This is a genomic window from Myxococcus sp. CA040A (genome assembly GCF_013336725.1).
In the GTDB taxonomy this organism is placed as follows: Bacteria; Myxococcota; Myxococcia; order Myxococcales; family Myxococcaceae; genus Myxococcus; species Myxococcus llanfairpwllgwyngyllgogerychwyrndrobwllllantysiliogogogochensis.
In genome coordinates, this window is record NZ_JABUMR010000011.1 from 88,373 (window position 1) to 106,838 (window position 18,466).

General features: G+C 68.7%; 15 protein-coding genes. 6 read left to right on the plus strand and 9 right to left on the minus strand.

Features of this window, described 5'->3' with window-relative positions; translation table 11 throughout:
• Nucleotides 1-450: 450 nt before the first annotated feature.
• Together HUA75_RS38880 and HUA75_RS38885 are read right to left on the minus strand one after the other, a co-directional pair.
• Nucleotides 451-2,250, minus strand: coding sequence for a hypothetical protein (locus HUA75_RS38880; RefSeq protein ID WP_174489333.1), 1,800 nt, complete (start codon nt 2,248-2,250; stop codon nt 451-453).
• A 210-nt stretch (nt 2,251-2,460) separates the two neighbouring features.
• Nucleotides 2,461-4,050, minus strand: coding sequence for a cytochrome-c peroxidase (locus HUA75_RS38885; RefSeq protein ID WP_217446485.1), 1,590 nt, complete (start codon nt 4,048-4,050; stop codon nt 2,461-2,463).
• 662 nt (nt 4,051-4,712) lie between these two features.
• Between HUA75_RS38885 and HUA75_RS38890 the strand changes: the two genes are divergently transcribed.
• Both HUA75_RS38890 and HUA75_RS38895 read left to right on the plus strand, forming a co-directional pair.
• Nucleotides 4,713-5,540: a hypothetical protein gene (locus HUA75_RS38890; RefSeq protein WP_141645222.1), complete on the plus strand. Its 828-nt coding sequence runs from the start codon at nt 4,713-4,715 to the stop codon at nt 5,538-5,540.
• A 95-nt stretch (nt 5,541-5,635) separates the two neighbouring features.
• Nucleotides 5,636-7,027 carry a di-heme oxidoredictase family protein gene (locus HUA75_RS38895; RefSeq protein WP_174489335.1) on the plus strand — a complete coding sequence of 464 codons (1,392 nt, stop codon included), beginning with the start codon at nt 5,636-5,638 and terminating at the stop codon, nt 7,025-7,027.
• 18 nt (nt 7,028-7,045) lie between these two features.
• Here HUA75_RS38895 and HUA75_RS38900 read toward each other — a convergent pair whose 3' ends face one another.
• From HUA75_RS38900 to HUA75_RS38920, 5 genes are all read right to left on the minus strand, one after another.
• Nucleotides 7,046-8,065, minus strand: coding sequence for a hypothetical protein (locus HUA75_RS38900; protein WP_174489336.1), 1,020 nt, complete (start codon nt 8,063-8,065; stop codon nt 7,046-7,048).
• Between the two features lie 87 nt (nt 8,066-8,152).
• Nucleotides 8,153-9,190 carry a hypothetical protein gene (locus HUA75_RS38905; RefSeq protein WP_174489337.1) on the minus strand — a complete coding sequence of 346 codons (1,038 nt, stop codon included), beginning with the start codon at nt 9,188-9,190 and terminating at the stop codon, nt 8,153-8,155.
• 94 nt (nt 9,191-9,284) lie between these two features.
• Nucleotides 9,285-10,595 (minus strand): hypothetical protein, encoded by a 1,311-nt coding sequence (locus HUA75_RS38910; RefSeq protein ID WP_141645218.1) that lies wholly within the window; start codon nt 10,593-10,595, stop codon nt 9,285-9,287.
• A 99-nt stretch (nt 10,596-10,694) separates the two neighbouring features.
• Nucleotides 10,695-11,198: a hypothetical protein gene (locus HUA75_RS38915; protein ID WP_371746302.1), complete on the minus strand. Its 504-nt coding sequence runs from the start codon at nt 11,196-11,198 to the stop codon at nt 10,695-10,697.
• Between the two features lie 3 nt (nt 11,199-11,201).
• Entirely contained in the window at nt 11,202-11,813 is a 612-nt protein-coding gene (locus HUA75_RS38920) for a hypothetical protein (protein ID WP_174489338.1), read from the minus strand.
• Between the two features lie 202 nt (nt 11,814-12,015).
• Between HUA75_RS38920 and HUA75_RS38925 the strand changes: the two genes are divergently transcribed.
• Nucleotides 12,016-12,780, plus strand: coding sequence for an RNase H family protein (locus HUA75_RS38925; RefSeq protein ID WP_141645216.1), 765 nt, complete (start codon nt 12,016-12,018; stop codon nt 12,778-12,780).
• On the opposite strand, the gene HUA75_RS38930 is transcribed toward HUA75_RS38925, so the two are convergent.
• The gene (locus tag HUA75_RS38930; protein ID WP_174489339.1) at nt 12,765-13,742 is read right to left on the minus strand and encodes a bifunctional 2-polyprenyl-6-hydroxyphenol methylase/3-demethylubiquinol 3-O-methyltransferase UbiG; all 978 of its coding nucleotides are present in this window, start codon (nt 13,740-13,742) and stop codon (nt 12,765-12,767) included. The two genes, HUA75_RS38925 and HUA75_RS38930, sit on opposite strands and share 16 nt — an antisense overlap.
• A gap of 254 nt (nt 13,743-13,996) precedes the next feature.
• Here HUA75_RS38930 and HUA75_RS38935 point away from each other — a divergent pair, with 254 nt between their 5' ends.
• A complete protein-coding gene (locus HUA75_RS38935; protein ID WP_141644689.1) occupies nt 13,997-14,878 on the plus strand; it encodes a hypothetical protein in 882 nt (293 codons plus the stop codon).
• A gap of 33 nt (nt 14,879-14,911) precedes the next feature.
• On the opposite strand, the gene HUA75_RS38940 is transcribed toward HUA75_RS38935, so the two are convergent.
• Complete coding sequence (locus HUA75_RS38940) at nt 14,912-15,808, minus strand: DMT family transporter (RefSeq protein ID WP_141644688.1); 897 nt, start codon at nt 15,806-15,808, stop codon at nt 14,912-14,914.
• Nucleotides 15,809-15,936: 128 nt separating this feature from the next.
• Here HUA75_RS38940 and HUA75_RS38945 point away from each other — a divergent pair, with 128 nt between their 5' ends.
• Entirely contained in the window at nt 15,937-16,860 is a 924-nt protein-coding gene (locus tag HUA75_RS38945; protein ID WP_174489340.1) for a LysR substrate-binding domain-containing protein, read from the plus strand.
• A 10-nt stretch (nt 16,861-16,870) separates the two neighbouring features.
• Nucleotides 16,871-18,403, plus strand: coding sequence for an aldehyde dehydrogenase family protein (locus HUA75_RS38950; protein ID WP_174489341.1), 1,533 nt, complete (start codon nt 16,871-16,873; stop codon nt 18,401-18,403).
• The last annotated feature ends 63 nt before the right edge of the window (nt 18,404-18,466 follow it).

The window sequence follows — 18,466 nt, forward strand, 5'->3', positions numbered from 1 at the left end:
CGCAATGACGCCGCCACAGGCGCGGGGACCGCCACGAACCTTGGTCTTGATCTGCATGGTGAACTCCTGGGTGAGAGGTTCCGACTGCAGACGACAGGCACGACTCAGACGGTGATGACGCCGCCGCAGGCACGGGGACCGCCACGAACCTTGGTCTTGATCTGCATGGTCTTGCTCCTGGTCAGAGGTTCCGACTTCGGACTACGGCACGACTCAGACAGCCTTGACGACGACGGTGCCACCACAGCCACGGGGACCGCCACGAACCTTGGTCTTGATCTGCATGTGCTCGCTCCTGGTTTTCGGGACAGCGACACCATCCACGACAGTCCTGACAACCGCCGCAATTGGCGCTCACCGATATAAGTCGGTGAAACAGGTCAGTCAAGCTTCCCAGGCCTGCAACACAGGCTGATGCATCCAGGCCTGGGAGTGAAACATTGCGTCAATTCAAGCAGCAGCGGCGGAGGGCGCTCCCGGCGTGATTTTGACGTCCGCCACGTGGCTTTCGATGCCCACGCCCAGCTCTTCGCGGAAGACATCCAGCAGGTAGGGCAGCACGCCGATGGTGGCGAACCGCAGCCGGTGGTGGATGGACAGGTCCAGGTTGGTGAAGGGCCGGTCCGGGTGCTGGCGTTGCAGCAGCGCGTTCACCTCGCGCTGCACGGTCTCCAGCGTGCCCAGCGCGGAGCGTTCGATGGTGAGGTAGTCGGCCAGCGCCTCGGCCACCGCGTCGATGAGCTCGGGGCGCGCGCCCTCGGGCACGGGGGCTCGCTCGCGGAACAGCTTGCGCAGCTCCTCCGCCGCCTGGGCGTGCACGGCGTCCTTCGGCGGGGAGAAGACGTCGCTGATGTTCTGGAGCTTCTCCTCGCTGAAGCCGCGCAGGCCGCGCTGCGCGCGGTCATACATCTCCACGTAGCGGGCCTTGGCCCACTCGCGCTGGACCGACGTGTTCTGTCGGGTTGGCAGGATGACCTTCCAGTCCTTCTCGATGCGTTGACGCAGCCGGCCCCAGCCGCTGTCCACCGGCGCTTCGGCCTGCAGCACCGCGTCACGAATGCGCTCGTAGGTGTGGCACATGTGGGCCCACAGGGTGAACTGGAGCGAGTAGAGCTGCAGGCCGCGCAGGCCGTAGTCGATGGCGGCGGGAATCTCCGCGAGCCACGACGGCTCCGGCAGGGGCTCACCCGCCATGGGCTTGCCATCCAGCATCGTCGCGAAGAACTCGTCGACCATGTGCGGAGGGCCCGCGCACACGCCACGGGTGGACAGGAAGTGGTTGTCGCGCTCCGTCAGGTGCAGCAGCGACGCCGGGTTGATGGGCGTCTCGTACGGCATGGGCTGCTCGGGCAGGAACATCAGGTAGATGCTCACCATGCGCACGCCGTCGGTGACGCGGAACACCGACGACAGCACCGGGTCCAACGTCCCGTTGGGGATGGGGTCCTTGCCGCGCAGGAGCATCAGCGACGGCACCGCCAGCACCGCGCAGCTGAATGCATGCAGGTCACCGAGGCGCCACTGTCCATCCGCCAGCAGCGGATAGCGCTTCAGGAACGCCTCGCGCAGGATGAGCAGCGCCTGGAGCGTGGGCTTCCAGTGCTTGGACATGGACTTCAGCGCCGTCACGTTCATCAGCGCGTCGTCCTTGAAGCGGCTGCCCGGGTACGGACACATCCGCCACTCGGTCTCCATCCGCATGCGCATGGAGTCCGGGAAGACGTTGTTCTCGCCGATGTGCCGCCCCTCGGCATCCAGCGCCGCGTGCGCCGCGCGGTGCACGGGCAGCATCGCCTCCAGGAAGCCGAACTCCATCGGCCGGCCCACCAGCTTCTGCAGCACCCCTTCCGTGTCGGGGTTCCACCACATGGGCTCCGAGGGCGCGGGCCGCCGCGCCTCCGACGCCATCACCATCTTGTGGTAGTCCGTCTCCGGCGAAAGCTTCGGCGCCTCGCGCGACAGGATGTTCTCCGCGAGGAGCTGCTCAAGCAGCTCCTTCACGCGCTCCCAGGCATAGGGTTCGCCGTTGCTCCAGCGCGTGGCCATCGCCGCCATGAACTGGTCTTGCTTGAGCAGGTTCTCCCCGAAGGAGTGCAGGTCCGCCTCCTCGATGGAGATCTCCTTGAGCCCGTAGTAGATGCGCAGCTCGTTCGTGCCCTCGGGTGTCTGGACGTACTCACTCATGAAGCGGCGCCGCATGGGCAGATACAGCGTCTCATGCGGGTCGATGGGCACGGCTTCCTGACTCATGCGACAACTCCTGGGAGAAACCTGTTGTTCAGACCTGACGCGAAGGTCAGGAACTCTTCCACGAGGTCCCCGGAGCATCAAGCAAGCCCCGGGAGCCGAGACTCCGCCCATTCTCGCGCTGGCCCTGACATCCCGCGCAAAAAGGGCAAAGCCACCCAGGGGCCTGAAGCACCCCTGGGTGGCTCACTCTCATCGCAAGCGAAACCGAGCCTAGCGGCAGGCGCCCCGACCGCCGCGGCCCGTGACGGGCAGCGTCTCGCGGTTCGGGAACGGCAGCTCCGGGTGGTCGAACGGCGCGCGGTACGTGTACACGCGGCAGTCGGTCAGCGCGTTGGAGAGGAAGTCCACCAGCGCGGAGCGGTCGCTCGCGCTGAAGGTGCGCGGCTTGATGTCGAGCGACTTCTCCGGGTTGTTGAAGTCACCGCCTCGGGCATAGAAGTCGACCACGTCGTCGAGCGTGGGGTAGCCGCCGTTGTGGAAGTACGGCGCCGTCAGGCCGACGTTGCGCAGGGTGGGCGTCTTGAACGCGCCCATGTCGAACGGAGACAGGCTGACGGAGTTGGGCTCGCCGCCGAAGATGCCCAGGTCACCGCGAGCCAGGTCGTCGTCCGTGGGACGCACGCCGATGTTGTGGAAGCCCGTGTCGCCGCCGTCGCGGTTGAGGGGGCCGGCGATTTCGTACCAGCTCATGGTCGCGTCGGACAGCATGGCGCCGGTGTGGCAGTTGATGCACTCGCCCTTGCCCACGAAGACGTTGAGGCCCTTGAGCTGCTTGGGGGTGAGCGCGTTCAGGTTGCCCGACAGGAAGCTGTCGAAGGGCGTCTGGTCCGGGATGAGCGTGGCCTGGTAGGCCTGGAGCGCCTCGCCCCAGATGAGCGAGAAGACGTTGACGGAGATGTTGGCCAGCGCGTCGCCGAAGGCCTCGCGGATGAGCTGGTCATAGGTGCACGGCGCGCCGTTGCAGATGAGGCCCGGGCCCGTGGGGTTGGCCAGCGCGCCCAGCACGCTGTCGGAGGTGGAGACGCGCTGGTGCCGCAGCGGCTGGCGCACGGCCAGCTTGGCGCCCAGGCTGCCCGGACCGAGCAGCTGGCGACCAGAGCACGACTGCTCGGAGAAGTTCGTCACGGGGCCGGTGGCCTGGGACGCGAGCGACGCGTTCTCGATGCGCAGGAGGAAGCCCTGGGTGTTGTTTTCGGTGAAGCCCCAGATGTTCACGCCGTTGAAGGTCGCGTTGGCTTCGCCGCCCCAGAACTGGTTGCGGTAGAAGCCCGAGCCGAGGACCGACGGGCTGTGACGCGGGCCCACCAGCCGGTGCTCGTTGAACGGCGCGGCGGGCAGCACCAGACAGGAGTCCGCGGCGACGGTGGGGTCCGGGTCCAGATTCAGGAACAGCGCGCGCAGCGGGCCCTGCGAGCCGATGCGGTCATCGCTGGTGATCTTCGCGAGCGTGAACGTCTCGCCGGGGCCTGCGATGCTGTCGAAGACGTTGTCGAAGCCGGGGTGCACGGTGTTGATGCGACGGTCATCCGCGCCACCGGCGAAATGGCAGCTCGCACAGGCCGTCTGGCCGTCGCCGCTCGTCTGGATATCCCAGAAGAAGACCTTGCCCAGACGGATGGCGGCGGCCTTGTTGATGATGCGGCTGCCCACCGGCTGCGGCACCGGCTCATGGGCCAATGGACGCAGCGAGAACACCGCCATGCTGTCCAGCAGCGCCTTCGGGTCCACCCCCAGCTCCTCCGTCTCCGCGGGAGTGGGATTGAGAGGCTCGACCTGAGCCGCCGGCTCACATGCCGACAACGATACCGCCAGAGCCGACGAGAAAAGGCCGCGATTGAAAAGACGCACACCGCGGGACAACGACGAACGAGCCATAGGGAATGCCCCCTTCTCAGAGCGTCATGACTTGTATGAGGTTGGCGGAATCACCAGTGTCACCAGTCTGACGAATGGTTTTATACCGGTTCCGCATTATTCCTGTCCAGGCGGCCTCGACCCAGGGCGCACCTTCCAGTCTCAGCGTAAAAGCAGAGTTGCTCCTGCTTCGCTCGTATAAATGACCTGACAGGAAGGACTCGCTAAACAGGATGACGCAACCTGTCCAGATTCGCGGTTTCCAACATTCTGACAATGATTCTTGGAATCGGAATCGCCCCCATACCCAGACAGCGTCTGCGCGCACCACACGCATGGAACGGGTCAATGTCACGCTCGGCGAATGGCGTGTGGCAGGGCGCGATACATTCAACGCGAGGCTGTAACAACACACGCTACAGCCACGACGCCCTGGAGGCTCAATTCCTCACTGATACAGAGGAGGTGAAACATGCCGGTGAGCGCTGGCCTGCGGGGTGCAAGGGGATGGCTCGCCGCCACATGGAGCATTCGGGCTGGGCCGGCACCGGATGCAGCACTCTCCTGGCGGTGCAGATCCTCCCCCTATTGAAGAGGTAGGTAATTCCATGCAGCTGAAGATGATGGGCCGTTTGTTCGCAGCGGCGCTCCTGAGCGTCATGTCGGGTTGTCAGGGCGAAGAGCCCACGGCGGCGGACGGCGATGTGGCCACGCAGGAAGCCGGCGCGGAGTCGAAGTGCACGCAGCGGTTCGACGGCATCAACAGCTGCGCGCTGGGTAACGCGCAGCTGGCGTCGACGGAGCAGGGCCTGGCCGTCACCGGTCTGCGCAGCGTGAAGACGGACGGTGTCGCCAGCAGCTTCGCTCGGGCGGCCAGCTGGACGCAGGCGACGGAAATCAAGTTCGGCAGCACCTCGGGCGTGCTGCAGCTGGACGCGCGCTCGGGCGACCAGGTGGTCAGCACGCTGCGCGTGACGCCGGGCCGTGAGGCGAACAGCGCGTTCATCACCCCGACGTTCAGCGGCGCGCCGGGCGGCTCCAACTACCGGATGAACGTCTACCGCGAGGGCGTGCTCCAGGGCTCGTCCACCAACACCGCCAACCGGATGATCATCTTCAACAACTGGCGGGACTTCATCCGCTTCCTGATGTACTACGCCGACTTCTTCGAGCTGGACATCATCTGGGGGAAGAACGGCGAGCAGCCCACCGCTCCGGCCAACGTGGGCGCGTGCGGCTGGCGCCTGCGCACCAACGGCTCCACCTTCTCGGTGGCGCTGGATGACGGCAAGGTGCTCACCGGTGACTCCGTGGAGTTCATCGAGGAGATCGAGGACGGGCACTACCCGTACAACGGCTTCACGGGCATCGACGTGAAGGCGACCGCGCAGGGGATGAACATCCTGAGCGAGTCCTTCAAGCCGGCGGCGAAGTAGTCGTCCCGCCCGTGCCCCGCGCACGGGCCCCACGCCGGGCGGGAGTCGTGCATCCCGCCCGGCGTGTCGTTTCCCGCGTTCCCGGAGGCACCTCGATGAGCCGGCGGCTGTATCTGTTGGGCATCCCTCTTGGAGCGCTGGTGCTCACCGCCGTGTGGGCGCAGGCGGGGCGTCGTCCCCTGCCCCCGCCCCTGGTGCTGGGACAGTTGGCCCTCGCGCTGGAGCCGGGCGAGGAGCTGCCGGGTGGCGCCGCCACCGTGACGGAGGCGGGGCGCAATGCCTTCGGTCGCTCTCCGCCGAACATGGACCGCGCGCGCTGGCCGGAGTTCCACCTGGGCAAGCGCGTCTTCGACCGCGACTGGAGCGACCCCGGCCATGGCCCCGGACTGGGCCCCCTCTTCAGCTCCAACTCCTGCATGGGGTGCCACGTGAAGGATGGGCGCGGGCGCCCTCCCCTCTCGCCCTCCGAGCCCCTGGTGTCGCTGGCCTTCCAGCTCGGCTCCCCCACCGGCCCCGGACCCCATCCCGTGTATGGCGAGCAGTTGGACCTCCACCACCTCGGCCAGGCCCGCGGTGAGGGCAGCGTCGAGGTGGGCCATGAAGAGCTCACCGGCACGTTCGCCACGGGCGAGCCCTACTCCCTGCTGCGCCCCGCCTACCGCTTCAAGGACCTGACGCGCGGACCGCTGGAGGACGGCACGCCCTTCTCGCCTCGCGTGTCGCCGGCCAACTTCGGCCTCGGACTGCTGGAGGCCATTCCCGAAGAGACACTGCTGGCGCTGGCGGACCCGGAGGACCGGGATGGCGACGGCATCTCCGGACGCCCCAACCAGGTGGAGGACGTGAAGGAGCGCCGCACCCGGATGGGCCGCTTCGGGTGGAAGGCCAACCAGCCCACCCTGTTGCAGCAGGTGACGCACGCGCTGGTCGCGGACATGGGGCTGACGAACGAGCTGTACCCGCGCGCCCAGGAGCCCGAGGGCGTCCCCGCCGCCACGCCCGACGTGAAGGACTACGACCTGGAGCGGCTCGTCTTCTACACGCGGCTGCTGGCGGTGCCGAAGCGGCGGGACTGGGACGCGCCCGGCGTGCTGCGTGGCAAGGCGGTGTTCCGCGCCATCGGCTGCGCCTCCTGCCATGTGGACCGGCCGATGGAGACAGAGGAGGTCGCGGGCTTCCCCGAGCTGTCGCGCCAGCGCATCTTCCCGTACTCGGACCTGCTGCTGCACGACATGGGCGAGGCGCTGGCGGATGGACGTCCGGACGGGCTCGCCACCGGCCAGGAGTGGCGAACCCCGCCCCTATGGGGAATCGGCCTGACGGCGACGGTGAGCGGCCACACGCGCTTCCTGCACGACGGGCGGGCCCGGAACCTCGAGGAGGCCGTGCTGTGGCATGGCGGAGAGGCCGCGCCCGCGCAGGAGCGCTACACGCGGCTCGTCCTCGAGGACCGGCAGGCCCTGCTGGCGTTTCTCGGCTCGCTCTGACCTGCGGAGGGCCGCGCCTCAGTCCTTCGGAAGCGGGAGGGCCGGATACACGCGCACCTCGCCAGCCCCTCGCGCGAAGAGCGCGGCGACGTTCACGCCGGTGACGTCCAGCGAGGCCTTCGCCACCACGGCGACGTCACCGGAGTCCACGCCCTGCACCTGGCTGTTCGCTCCCAGCACGCCGGTGTCGTAGTTCGCGTAGCCATCGCAGTTGAAGGCATAGCCTCCGCTCCGCGCGACGAGGGAGTCGGCCTTCAACGTCATCCCGCACGACGGCACGAGTTGGAGGTCGATGGGAGGAAGGCCCGAGGCCTTCTTCAGCCGCTGCGCGGCGTGGTCCAGGCAGATTTCCACGCCGAGCGTCAGCTGGTCGCGGACGAACACGGAGTTGCCGTCGTAGCTGGCCACCTGCACCTCGGACGTCGTGCCGTACTCCCGCGTGGGAGGCAGGTAGTGGACCCGCGCTCCGGCGATGCCGCCCCCGCCACCCGACACCAGGATGAAGTCCATCCCCGACTGGCGCCTCTTCAGGACGGCCTCCGCGAACTCGGGGCCCGCGGAGGCGTACGTGAAGCCGCCCTTCTGCACCAGCACGTAGTTGTACGCCTCGATGGGCTTGGACGTGTCGATGACGTACTTCGGTCCGAAGAGGCGCTCGAAGAAGCTGGCGGGCCGCGTCTGGAACGACTTGCCCACGGTGCTGCCGAAGACGAAGAGCCAATGCGCCCAGCGCGCCTCGTCCTTCACACGCGACTGGAGCGCGGCCACCAGCGCCTGCACGCCGTCCATCGAATAGGCGCCCGTGCTCCCTCGGAAGAAGAACTCGGGCAGCATGAACACCTTCAGCGTCTCCGGGTCGTCGCGCGTCGTCTCCGGACAGTCGCGGGCCGCGTCGAGCGCGCGGGCCACCAGCTCGACGCGGGCCGCGATATCGGCGCTCTCGGTGGAGAGCCCCGCGTACTCCTCCACGCCATCACCCAGCTTCCGGGGCCCGGTGTGGATGCACCAGGCGATGAACTGCACGTTGGAATAACGCATGCGCCGTCTCCTCGTTGAGCGAGGGGAAGGCCCCCGCGTGGTACCCGGAAGACGGCGGCGCCACGCGGGTGTGATTCCGACGCGCCTTCAGTCGAAGGTCTCCAGGAGCACGGCGACGATGAACGGCGGCTCGAACGACGCCGAGGCGCCCGAGAGGCCCACGCTCCCTCCAGCGAAGCCCGGCGACACCCGCACCGGACCTGGCGCCTCGCGGGTGCCACGGAACGAGAAGCCCGCGACCTGGACTTCCTCGGCCGAGGCCAGGTCCTCCGCGTGGCGCTCGAAGAAGGAGGACGCCACCGTCAGCTCGAAGCTCGGCTGATAGGCGACCATCATCTCCGCCACACGGCCGCTCAACAGGCCCTTGGCGCCGAAGACCTGCTCCGGCGTGTAGCCGCCCTTGAAGGGGCCCTTGCGCCCGAGGATGGGCATGGAGCCGTTGAACCAGTGTCCCGTGTAGAGCGGCACCCGGCCCAGCCCCTCCATGGACACCGTCAGGGACAGGAGCTCTCCGTCCTTCAGCTCCAACGGCTTCAGCGCCCCCTGCTTCGCGCGGACCTTGAGCAACGAGGGCTGCGCATCCATGCGACCCTCCCGCGTCGAGGCCTGGACATCGACGCGGACCGGCCCCGTGGTGAGCCCCCGCGCGGCCATGCCCGCAAGCCACTCATAGGGCGACTTCGCCGGCGTGTAGTCGGCGCCCCACTGGAGGAGGCTCGCCTTGTTCTGGACCTTCGTCCAACCAGGAGGATTGCTGGAGCTGGCCGGAGGCGTGGAGGGCGGCGTCGCGCGCTCCAGGGACTCCTTCAGCTCCTCCACCGGCTCGAAGGACGGCGACAGCACGCGGAGGAAGGTGAGGTAGCGGCCACTGAAGCTCGCGCTCGTGGAGACGAACGGGGCGCCATCCTCGATGGACGCGGGCACCCCGTCATAGAAGTGGTGGGCCACGTCCCCCATCGTCCCGTCCACCGTGGGCACCCAGTCCCAGCGCAGCGCGGGCTCCAGCCATTGCAGGGGCGAGGCCCCGACGTTGGCTGACGCAAGAGAGGACTCGGGGTTCGCGGTCTGGTCGGCCAGCACCTGACGGAGCTCCGCGCGCAAGGCATCTTCGACAGTCGTCTTCATGGAAATCACCCGGAAAGAAAACGGCCCCCTCCACCAGGAGCGGAGAGGGCCGGAATGAATGCGTGAATGAACGAGGAACCGGACGGGGGCGCGACTACGCCTGGTTGAGGCCAGGGAAGGACACCAACACGCCGATGATGATGGGGTCCTCGGAGGTGGAGCCGCCCTCGAAGGTCGTCTTGCCATCGGTGCTGTGCTCGTAGTTGCTCTCGTGCCCGCCGCTGCCACCGAAGGAGAAGGGCCCGATTCGCAGCGACAGGCTCGCCTCGAACTTCTCGTAGTGCCGCTCGTACGTCGCCTCGCTCATCTCGATGGAGAAGCGCGGCTGGTACGCCACCACGAGCCCGCTGATGCGCGAGGCCAGGAGGCCATGCTGACCGAACAGCGACGAGCTGCCCTCTCCGCCCTTCGCCACCCAGGGGTTGAGGATTTCGTAGCCGCCGCCCTTGCCGCGCGCGACGTCCGCCATGAAGCCACCGTCGTACCAGGCACCCGGCGTGACGGGGACGATGGTGGACGACTTGACGGCGATGGTGGCCGTGACGTTCTTGTCCGTCGCGGTGAGGTCCATCTTCTCCCAACTGCCGCTGGCCGACACACCCCAGAAGGGCTTGTCGTAGCTGGCGGTGGCCTGGGCCCAACTGCGCGAGTAGTCCACCGTCTGGTCCGACGCCTTGAGCGTCACGGAGAAGGAGCCGATGGAGCCCTTCTTGAGCTCCTCGCGCCACGTGTCGCCGTCCTTCCCGACGATGTAGTCGGGCTGATAGCGCAGCACGCCCGAGCCGTCCTGCACCTTCGTCCAGCCGCGCGGAGCCGGCCCGCTGCCCGGGTTCCCGGAGGGCAGCTTGATGGCGTCGATGGACGACTGGAGCGACGCGGGCATGCCCGCCATCTCCAGCTCGAACACCAACTGGGACGCGCGCCGGAAGGCCAGGTTCGCGTTGTCGCAGATCTGCGCGTAGGTCTTCCCCGGCCCCAGGTCCACCCAGGTATCCACGTCCGGGTACTTGCGCTCGAAGTAGGCGCCACCGTTCTGCCGCTGGCTCAGGTACGCCTGGTTCAGGTTGGTGATGGCCTGCGACATCTCGTTCTCGCGCAGGGTGACCTGGATGCGCAGCGCGTTCAGGTCCTTCTGGCGCTCCGGGCTGACCTTGAAGGAGATGTGGTGGAGCGCCTGCCGGTAGGAGTCCGCGAAGGAGGCGTCCAGGGTGCTGTACGCGCCGAGCGGGGACCACCGCGGCATGCCGCTGATGACCTGGTACGCGTGCGAGTTGAGCTCACCCTGGGGCGCCGGCGCCCAGTTGAACGCCATGGGCGTCCCGAGCATCTGGAAGTTCGGCGCGTCGCCGCCCAGCGCACCGTTGATGATTTGGTTGTACGACTGACTGAAGAGGTTCTCGTTCACGACTGCTCCCTCGGGGAGACGGCTCCTGAAGCGAAGCCGTGCGTTCGCGGGTGACGAGCGTCATGCCCGTCGTGCCCGCATCCCTGAGACGAGCCGCGCTCAGCGCGTGTGATTCACGCGCCGCGACCCCAGCCACAGCGAGACCGCCAGCGCGGGCAGCGCCAGCAGGTCCGTGACATCCATCGTATGGGCCACCGGCGCCACGCCTGGAATCGGGCGTCCCGACAGCCACGCCCACGCGGCGCGCACGGGCCACTGCAAGGTGCCAAGCCCCCAGCGCCAGCAGTCACCGGCGGGCTCGAACACCTTGATGGCGGTGAAGACCAGCGCCGTCAGCACCAGGCACGTGGTCAGCACCGCGCGAGAGGGCTGGAAGGCGCGGGCCCCGCGCTCGCACGACTGCTCCCAGAGCCCCTGAAGCAGGAGCGGGAACATGGCCAGCCCCGCGACGTCCGACAGCTTCCCCGTCCACCACGACGGCCAGCGGGCCTTCAACACATGGTCATTGAGCACCAGCACCAGCACCGCGCCGAACACGAGCGGGTGCAGGAGCGTGTCGCCCGGCGTGGGGCTCACCTGGGCCGTGGGGACGGAGGCACGCACGTCTCAGCGAGGCCCCACCAGGACCTCGAGCCCGTCCGGCGCCGAGTCCTCCGTGTCGTCGATGCTCACCTCCACCACCATGCGCCACTCCACGTCCACGGTGCCCTGGAGGGTCGCGTCCTGAAGCGACAGCTCGAGCGCCGCCTCCCACTCACACGGCTGCTCGAGCTGGCAGACATCGCCATCCGACAAGGCCTCGAAGCGCACCGCGCCGGCGTCTCCCGCCGTCACGGGCGCGGAGGAGATCTCCTTGACCGGGCGAGGACCGAAGACCAGCTTCGCCTTGACGATGGGTTGCGCCTCGTCGCCCGGCGCATCCGGCGTCCACTTCACGAAGAGCGGCGCGCGCATCGTCGCCCAGACCGTCTGCTTGGAGCCATTGGGGACGAACATCCTCACCGGCAGGGCCACGCGGGCGGTGGGAGACGTCGGCGACAGCGACAGCATCCCCGGCTCGGACTCGACGATGACGGGCGGCGGGCCCGACATGGAGGTGGCCACCGAGGCGACGCTCGCCACCAGCAGGGCCACGCGCGCGGCCCAGGCGCGGGCACGCGAGGGATGGGGCCGGGAGGGACTCAGGGGGCGTGGAGCGGCGGGATGCTCGGTCTGCATGTCGATGACTGGCTTTCCCTCGGACACCCGCGACCCATGGGCCCGAGCGTGGGAGGCCGAGAGCAAGCCACGTACCAGAAGGAGGCTCCAGGGAGGGAGTCTTCCGGCTGTGCATGGAATCACGACTTCCGTGTCAGCCCGAGGACGCCCGCGGCGCGAGTCTTCCTGGCAGGGCGAACCCGGGGCCGCCTAGGGTTGCGGCATGAAGAGCCACGCCACGTTCGTCTTCGCCGACGGAGCCTGCTCCGGCAACCCCGGCCCGGGAGGCTGGGGCACCCTCATCGCCACGCCCGACGGGCAGGTGACGGAGCTGGGCGGCCACGAGCCGGAGACGACCAACAACCGGATGGAGCTGACGGCGGTGGGCAAGGCGCTGCGCCACCTGGAGGCGACGCCGGGGCCGCTGCACATCCACACGGACTCCACCTATGTGATTCAGGGCGCCACCCGCTGGGCGTTCGGCTGGAGCAAGCGCGGCTGGAAGACGGCGGATGGCAAGGAGGTGGCCAACACGCTCTACTGGAAGCGGTTGATGGCGCTCCTGGCCCAGCGCAAGCAGACGCATTCGGGCGAGGCAGCCGCCGTGGAGTGGCACTACGTCCGCGGGCACGTGGGCGTGCCGGGCAACGAGCGGGTGGACGCCATCGCCGTCTCGTTCTCACGCGGCAAGGGCATGCGGCTCTACACCGGCTCGCTCGTGGGCTACGACGTGGACGTGTACGACGTGCCCGAGGACACGTCCCTGCCGCCAGAGAAGCCCCGCGAGGAGAAGGGCAAGACCAAGGCGCACTCCTACCTGAGCCAGGTGGGCCGCAGCGTGAAGCGCCACTCGACGTGGGCCGCGTGCGAGCGACGGGTGAAGGGCGTGTCCGATGCCCGCTTCAAGAAGACGAAGAGCGAAGAGGACGAAGCGCAGGTGCTGGCGGACTGGGGCGTCAAGCCCGAGGACGTTCAGGCCGAGGACTGACCCGGGCCGCGCACCGCCGTGAGCAGCAGGTCATACTTGCCACCGAGGAACGTGCGGAAGCCGTGCTGGTGCAGGTAGCGGCGGTAGAAGGACAGGTCCTTCACGAGCAGGGAGAGGTCGGGCTCGCGCAGGTTTCGCACCCGGGCGCCGTAGACGACCTCCCCGTCGCGGAAGCGGGAGTTGGGAAAGCCGAGCACGAGCGTGGCCTCGGGCTCCAGGTGCTCCTGCACCAGCGTGCGCAGGAGCGCGTGGTCATCCACACCGGGGCTCTGCAGCGTGCCCACGGAGACCACGAGGTGGAAGCGGCCCAGCCCTTCCGGCAGGGCGTTGAGGTCGGCGACGAGGAAGGAGTGACGCGCGTCTGGAAAGCGGGCCCGCGCCTCCGCGAGCGCACTGGCGCTGTGGTCCACACCCACGAAGGTGACGTCCGGCGCCCCCTCCAGCCAGGCGAAGGCGGCGAGCTCGTCTCCCCGATTGACGCCCAGGTCCAGCACCCGCGCCCCTTCGGGCAGGCGAACCCGGCCGAGCGCCTCCAGCCAGGGACACAGGAAGCCCGCGTCCTCCAGCTTGCGCACGCGGGAGAAGGCGGAGTCCGCGCCGTAGCGCTCCTGGGGCGACGTCGCGTCGTCCGGCCCCGAGCCGCCCGCGTGCCAGGGCGCCTCGGGGCCCAGGGGCTCGAAGGTGAGCGAGACGTGCGTGTCGTCCACGCCGCGCGGCGTGAGCAGGCGACAGGCCAGTCCCTCCGCCAAATCACACCAACTGCGCAGCGGCCGATGCACCAGCCCGCCCCCCGGCCCCACCCGCTCTCCCGGATAGCAGCCCCGGCCCAGGTCCGGGTCCGGCACCTCGATGCGCACCGCGCCTGCTCCATCGAGCGTCGACTTCAGGTGGCGGAGGATGAGGACGAGCGGCTCGTCATGGAAGCGGCGCGGAGGAACGGAGACGTCAGTGGGGCGGGCCATCGCGCCGCGCAGACTACCCCCAAGCCCCAGACCCCAGGTGGACTCCGTGGGAGTCGCCACCGCCGGGCCAATGACAGGCCGACGCACGGCGCTCTCGCCGCAATCCCTCACAACGAGCCGTGTCGAGTCCCGGGCCGTCGAAACACCTCGGGGCCTGTCCACTGTCTGACTTCTCCGCGCCGCCACACGCACTGCCTGTGCTCGACGAAGCGCGCATTGACGACGACAAGGTATTTCAACTAGTTCCTGTAAATATGCGAAAACTGCTTTTGACGAGTCTGACCTTCCTCCTGTCGACGACCACCGCCTGCGGAGGCGCATCCCCTGCGGAGGGCATCGAGGCGGAGGGAGACCTGTCGACGCGGGAGCAGGCGGCCTTCGCCGGGGTGAACGGCGACTACTGCCTGGTGAGCCCCTACAACTGCAAGCTGCAGGTGAACGGTGGCAACCGCGTCCCCACCAATGACCCGGCGGACGACAACTGGGGGCTTTCGACGGGGGTCCCCATCCGGGACGGCAACGGCACCGTGGTGGGGACGAACACGCGCACCAGCGCCGCCTTCAATTATGGGCAGACGCGCACGTTCGCGGGAGAGCTGTATGCGTTCGCGGTCTCCACGTCCAACTCCAGCGCCGGGTGGCTGCCCATCTCCAGCATCCTGGGGCGCACGTCCTTCGAGCAGAAGGTCGGCCATGTCTCGGCGCTTGGCGCGGGGCTGAACAAGCTGGGCTGCTACGCCGTGCGCAACTCGCATGACCCGGTGCTGGAGCTCAAGAAGGTCGTCTACGACAGCGAGGCGACGCACGAGCGCGCCGGAGACTACCTGCCGCTGGTTCGCGCCAACGGGCTGCGCTCGGTCAACCTCATCTTCAACGTCCCGGGCATGGCGCTGGGCGGACCGGCCGTGGACCACTTCCCCGCGGGCACGAAGTTCCAGCGCCTGGACGTGCCCACGGAGTCTGGCATTCCCTCCATCGACATCCCCCTCTGGGTCCAGGACAGCGCGGGCCGCTATCGCCAGCAGTCCGGGGAGATGAAGTTCCTGTATGGCTATGTCATCGCGGCCACCACCGGGACCAAGCGCAACGGGTGGATGGCCTATGACTCGCTCCAGGTCAGCTCCGGCTGTCCTTGAGCCACTGCCAGCCGGGCCGGCGGCGGGCTTCCGTCAGGAAGACTGTCGCTGGCTCAGCGCGACGCTGCCCAGGATGAGCGCGCCCGCGGCGACCATGGTGAGCGTCACCGGCTCGTCCAGCAGCAGCCACGCCCAGGCCACGCCGAACAGCGGCAGCAGGTACGTGACGGTGACGGCGCGAGGCGCGCCGACACGCTGGATGAGGCGGTAGTACAGCGCATAACCCATCCCCGTGCAGAGCACTCCGAGCGTGACCGCCGACAGCCAGGACACGCCCCGGATGGGCTGGGTGGGCCAGGAGGCCACCGCGAAAGGCAACGTCAGGAGCGCCGCGAAACCCAGCGTGGCCGCCGCGACAGCGCCCGCCGGCAGGCCCGTGAGGTGACGGCGCACCAGGTTCGCCGCGACGCCGTACAGGAAGGCCGCGGACACGCCCGCCGCCACCGCGAGGCCGGGACTGGCTCCGGCGATCTTCCCGCTGGCCAGCACCACCACGCCCGTAAAGCCGATGACGAGCGCCACCGCCCGCCGCCCGCCGATGCGCTCTCCGTAGAAGAGGAAGGCCACCAGCGCGGTGAAGAGCACCGTCATGCTGTTGGCGATGGCGCTGATGCCCGCCGGCGCGCGCTGGGCGGCCCAGGCGAAGAGCGCGAAGGGCACCGCCGCGTTGAGCGCGCCCACCAGCGCCAGCTTCGGCCAGTGCGAGCGGGTGAAGACCGCTCGGTGGCGCACGAGGAACGGCATCAGCACCAGCGAGCCCAGCACCAGTCGCACCGAGACGAGCGGAAGCGCCCCGAAGTCCGGCGCGGCGATGCGCATGAACATGAAGGAGGAGCCCCAGATGGCCCCCAGCAACCCCAGCTCCAACGGGGTGAGCCAGGCACCTGACAGGGCGGGAACGGCGGGACGGGCAAGCGTGGAAGAATTCATGGGGCGTTCCATAGGAGGGTGACTGCGAGGCACGAATCTGGCTCCGGTCACCCTCTTTCTGCGCCCGCGCCACTCTACCTGCAACCTCATGGTTTTGAGGGCAGCCACAAGTGTGATTTGAGGCTCGCATGCCCCTTCCCACGGCCTGGCTGCCGGCCCTGGCGGCCTTCGAGGCGGCCGCGCGCCACCAGAACTTCGCCCATGCGGCGGAGGAGCTCCACCTGACGGCCAGCGCGGTCAGCCACCATGTGCGCAAGCTGGAGGGACTGCTCGGCGTCACCCTCTTCCAGCGGCATGCGCGCGGCGTGTCCTTGACGATAGAGGGACGTCAGCTCTCCGACGCCGCGCAGAGCGCGCTGGCGGACATCGACGACGTGATGCGAGACCTGGGCGACACCCGGGAAGAGCGCCACCGCGTGCGCATCACCACCATGCTCTCGCTGGCCCACACCTGGCTGCTGCCGCGCCTGCCAGACTTCACCTCGGCCCACCCGCACGTGCGGGTGCGCATCGACACGGAGATGGCGCTGACGAGCTTCGACGAGGGAGGCCCCGACCTGGGCATCCGCTATGGCCTGGGTCATTGGCCGGGGATGACGGCCCACCACCTGATGCCAGACACCATGTTCCCGGTGGCCTCCCCGGACCTGCCCGGCGTCGAGCACGTGTCAACTCCGGCGGACATCCAGAAGCTGCCGCTCGTCGGGGACCACGCGCGGCAGTCCTGGCAGGACTGGTTCCGCGCCGCCGAGGTGCATGGCGCGAGCATCGACGTCCGTTACTCGTTCAGCGACACCACCAACGCGCTGCTCGCCGCGGCGCGCGGGCTGGGCGCGGCGCTCGCGCGGGACAAGGTCTCCGAGCCCTTTCTCTCCAACGGAAGCCTCGTCCGACTGCCCGGTCCCTCGCTGCCCACGCGCTACTCCTACTTCGTGGTGTATCCCTCCCACCGCCGGCTCCGGGCAGCGGCGCGGACCTTCGTCGACTGGGTCCTCACGCAGCCGGGCCGCGCGCCTCCGCCGCCGGTCGCCAGGAAGCCACCGACGTTGTAGGAAGACGCCCATGCTCCACCCCATCCTCGACGCGCTCGGCCTGACCGAGCACAACCCTGGCAGCTATCTCGGTCACGGCGAGTGGACCGGCTCCTCCTCCGAGCCGGCCCTGGAGGTCTTCAATCCCTCCAATGGCCAGCGCCTGGCGACCGTGTCGTCCGCGAGCGCGGAGGACCACGAGAAGCTGATGCACGCCGCCGCCCAGTCCTTCGTGGCGTGGCGCGCGCTGCCCGCTCCCCGTCGGGGTGAGGCCATCCGGCTGTGTGGCGAGGCCCTGCGCCGGAACAAGGACGCGCTCGGCTCGCTCGTCGCGCTGGAGATGGGCAAGGTGAAGGCCGAGGGCGACGGCGAGGTGCAGGAGATGATCGACATCGCCGACTTCGCGGTGGGCCAGTCGCGCATGCTCTATGGCCTGACGATGCACTCCGAGCGCCCGGGCCATCGGATGTATGAGCAATGGCATCCCCTGGGCCTGGTCGGCATCATCAGCGCCTTCAACTTCCCCGTGGCCGTCTGGGCATGGAACGCGTTCATCGCCGCCGTGTGCGGCGACGTGTCCATCTGGAAGCCCTCGCCCAAGACGCCGTTGACGGCCATCGCGGCGACGCGCATCTGCAACGCCGCGCTGAAGGCCGGCGGCTTCCCGGAGGTCTTCTTCCTGCTCAACGCCTCGGGCACCGGGCGCGCCGAGCGACTGGTGGAGGACCCGCGCGTGGCGCTGGTGAGCTTCACCGGCTCGTCCGCCGTCGGGCGGCAGGTGGGCGTGCGCGTGGCGCAGCGACTGGGGCGGAGCCTGCTGGAGCTGGGCGGCAACAACGCCATCATCGTGGACGCCACCGCGGACCTGAAGCTGGCGATTCCCGCCATCGTCTTCGGCGCGGTGGGCACCGCGGGCCAGCGCTGCACCACCACCCGGAGGCTCTTCGTCCACGAGTCCATCCTCGACGACGTGGTGGGCCGACTCGCCGCCGCCTACGCCCAGGTGGAGAAGCGCATCGGCGACCCGCTGGAGCCGGGCACGCTGATGGGTCCCCTCATCGACCGGGCCGCCGTGCAACGCTTCGAGGCCACCGTCGCCCAGGCCCGCGCGGCCGGGGCCCGCATCGTCAGCGGGGGCAAGGCGCTGGAGCGCGACGGCCACTTCGTGCAGCCCACGCTCATCACCGGCGTGAAGCCCACGGATGCGTGGGTCCAGACGGAGACCTTCGCGCCCATCCTCTACGTCATGCCGTTCCGGACGCTGGACGAGGCCATCACCTTCCAGAACGGCGTGCCCCAGGGCCTCTCGTCGTCGGTGTTCACCCGGGACTTCCAGAGCGCGGAGAAGTTCCTGTCCGCCGCCGGCTCCGACTGCGGCATCGCCAACGTCAACATCGGCACCTCCGGCGCGGAGATTGGCGGCGCCTTCGGAGGCGAGAAGGACACCGGCGGAGGCCGCGAGTCCGGCTCCGACGCGTGGAAGGCGTACATGCGGCGGCAGACCAACACGCTGAACTACTCCGACGCGCTGCCCCTGGCGCAGGGCATTCGCTTCGACCTGTGACGGGGTCGTCTCCTATGCTCGCGCGGGGCTCGACACGGCCCACGCGGTTCCACCTCGATGCAG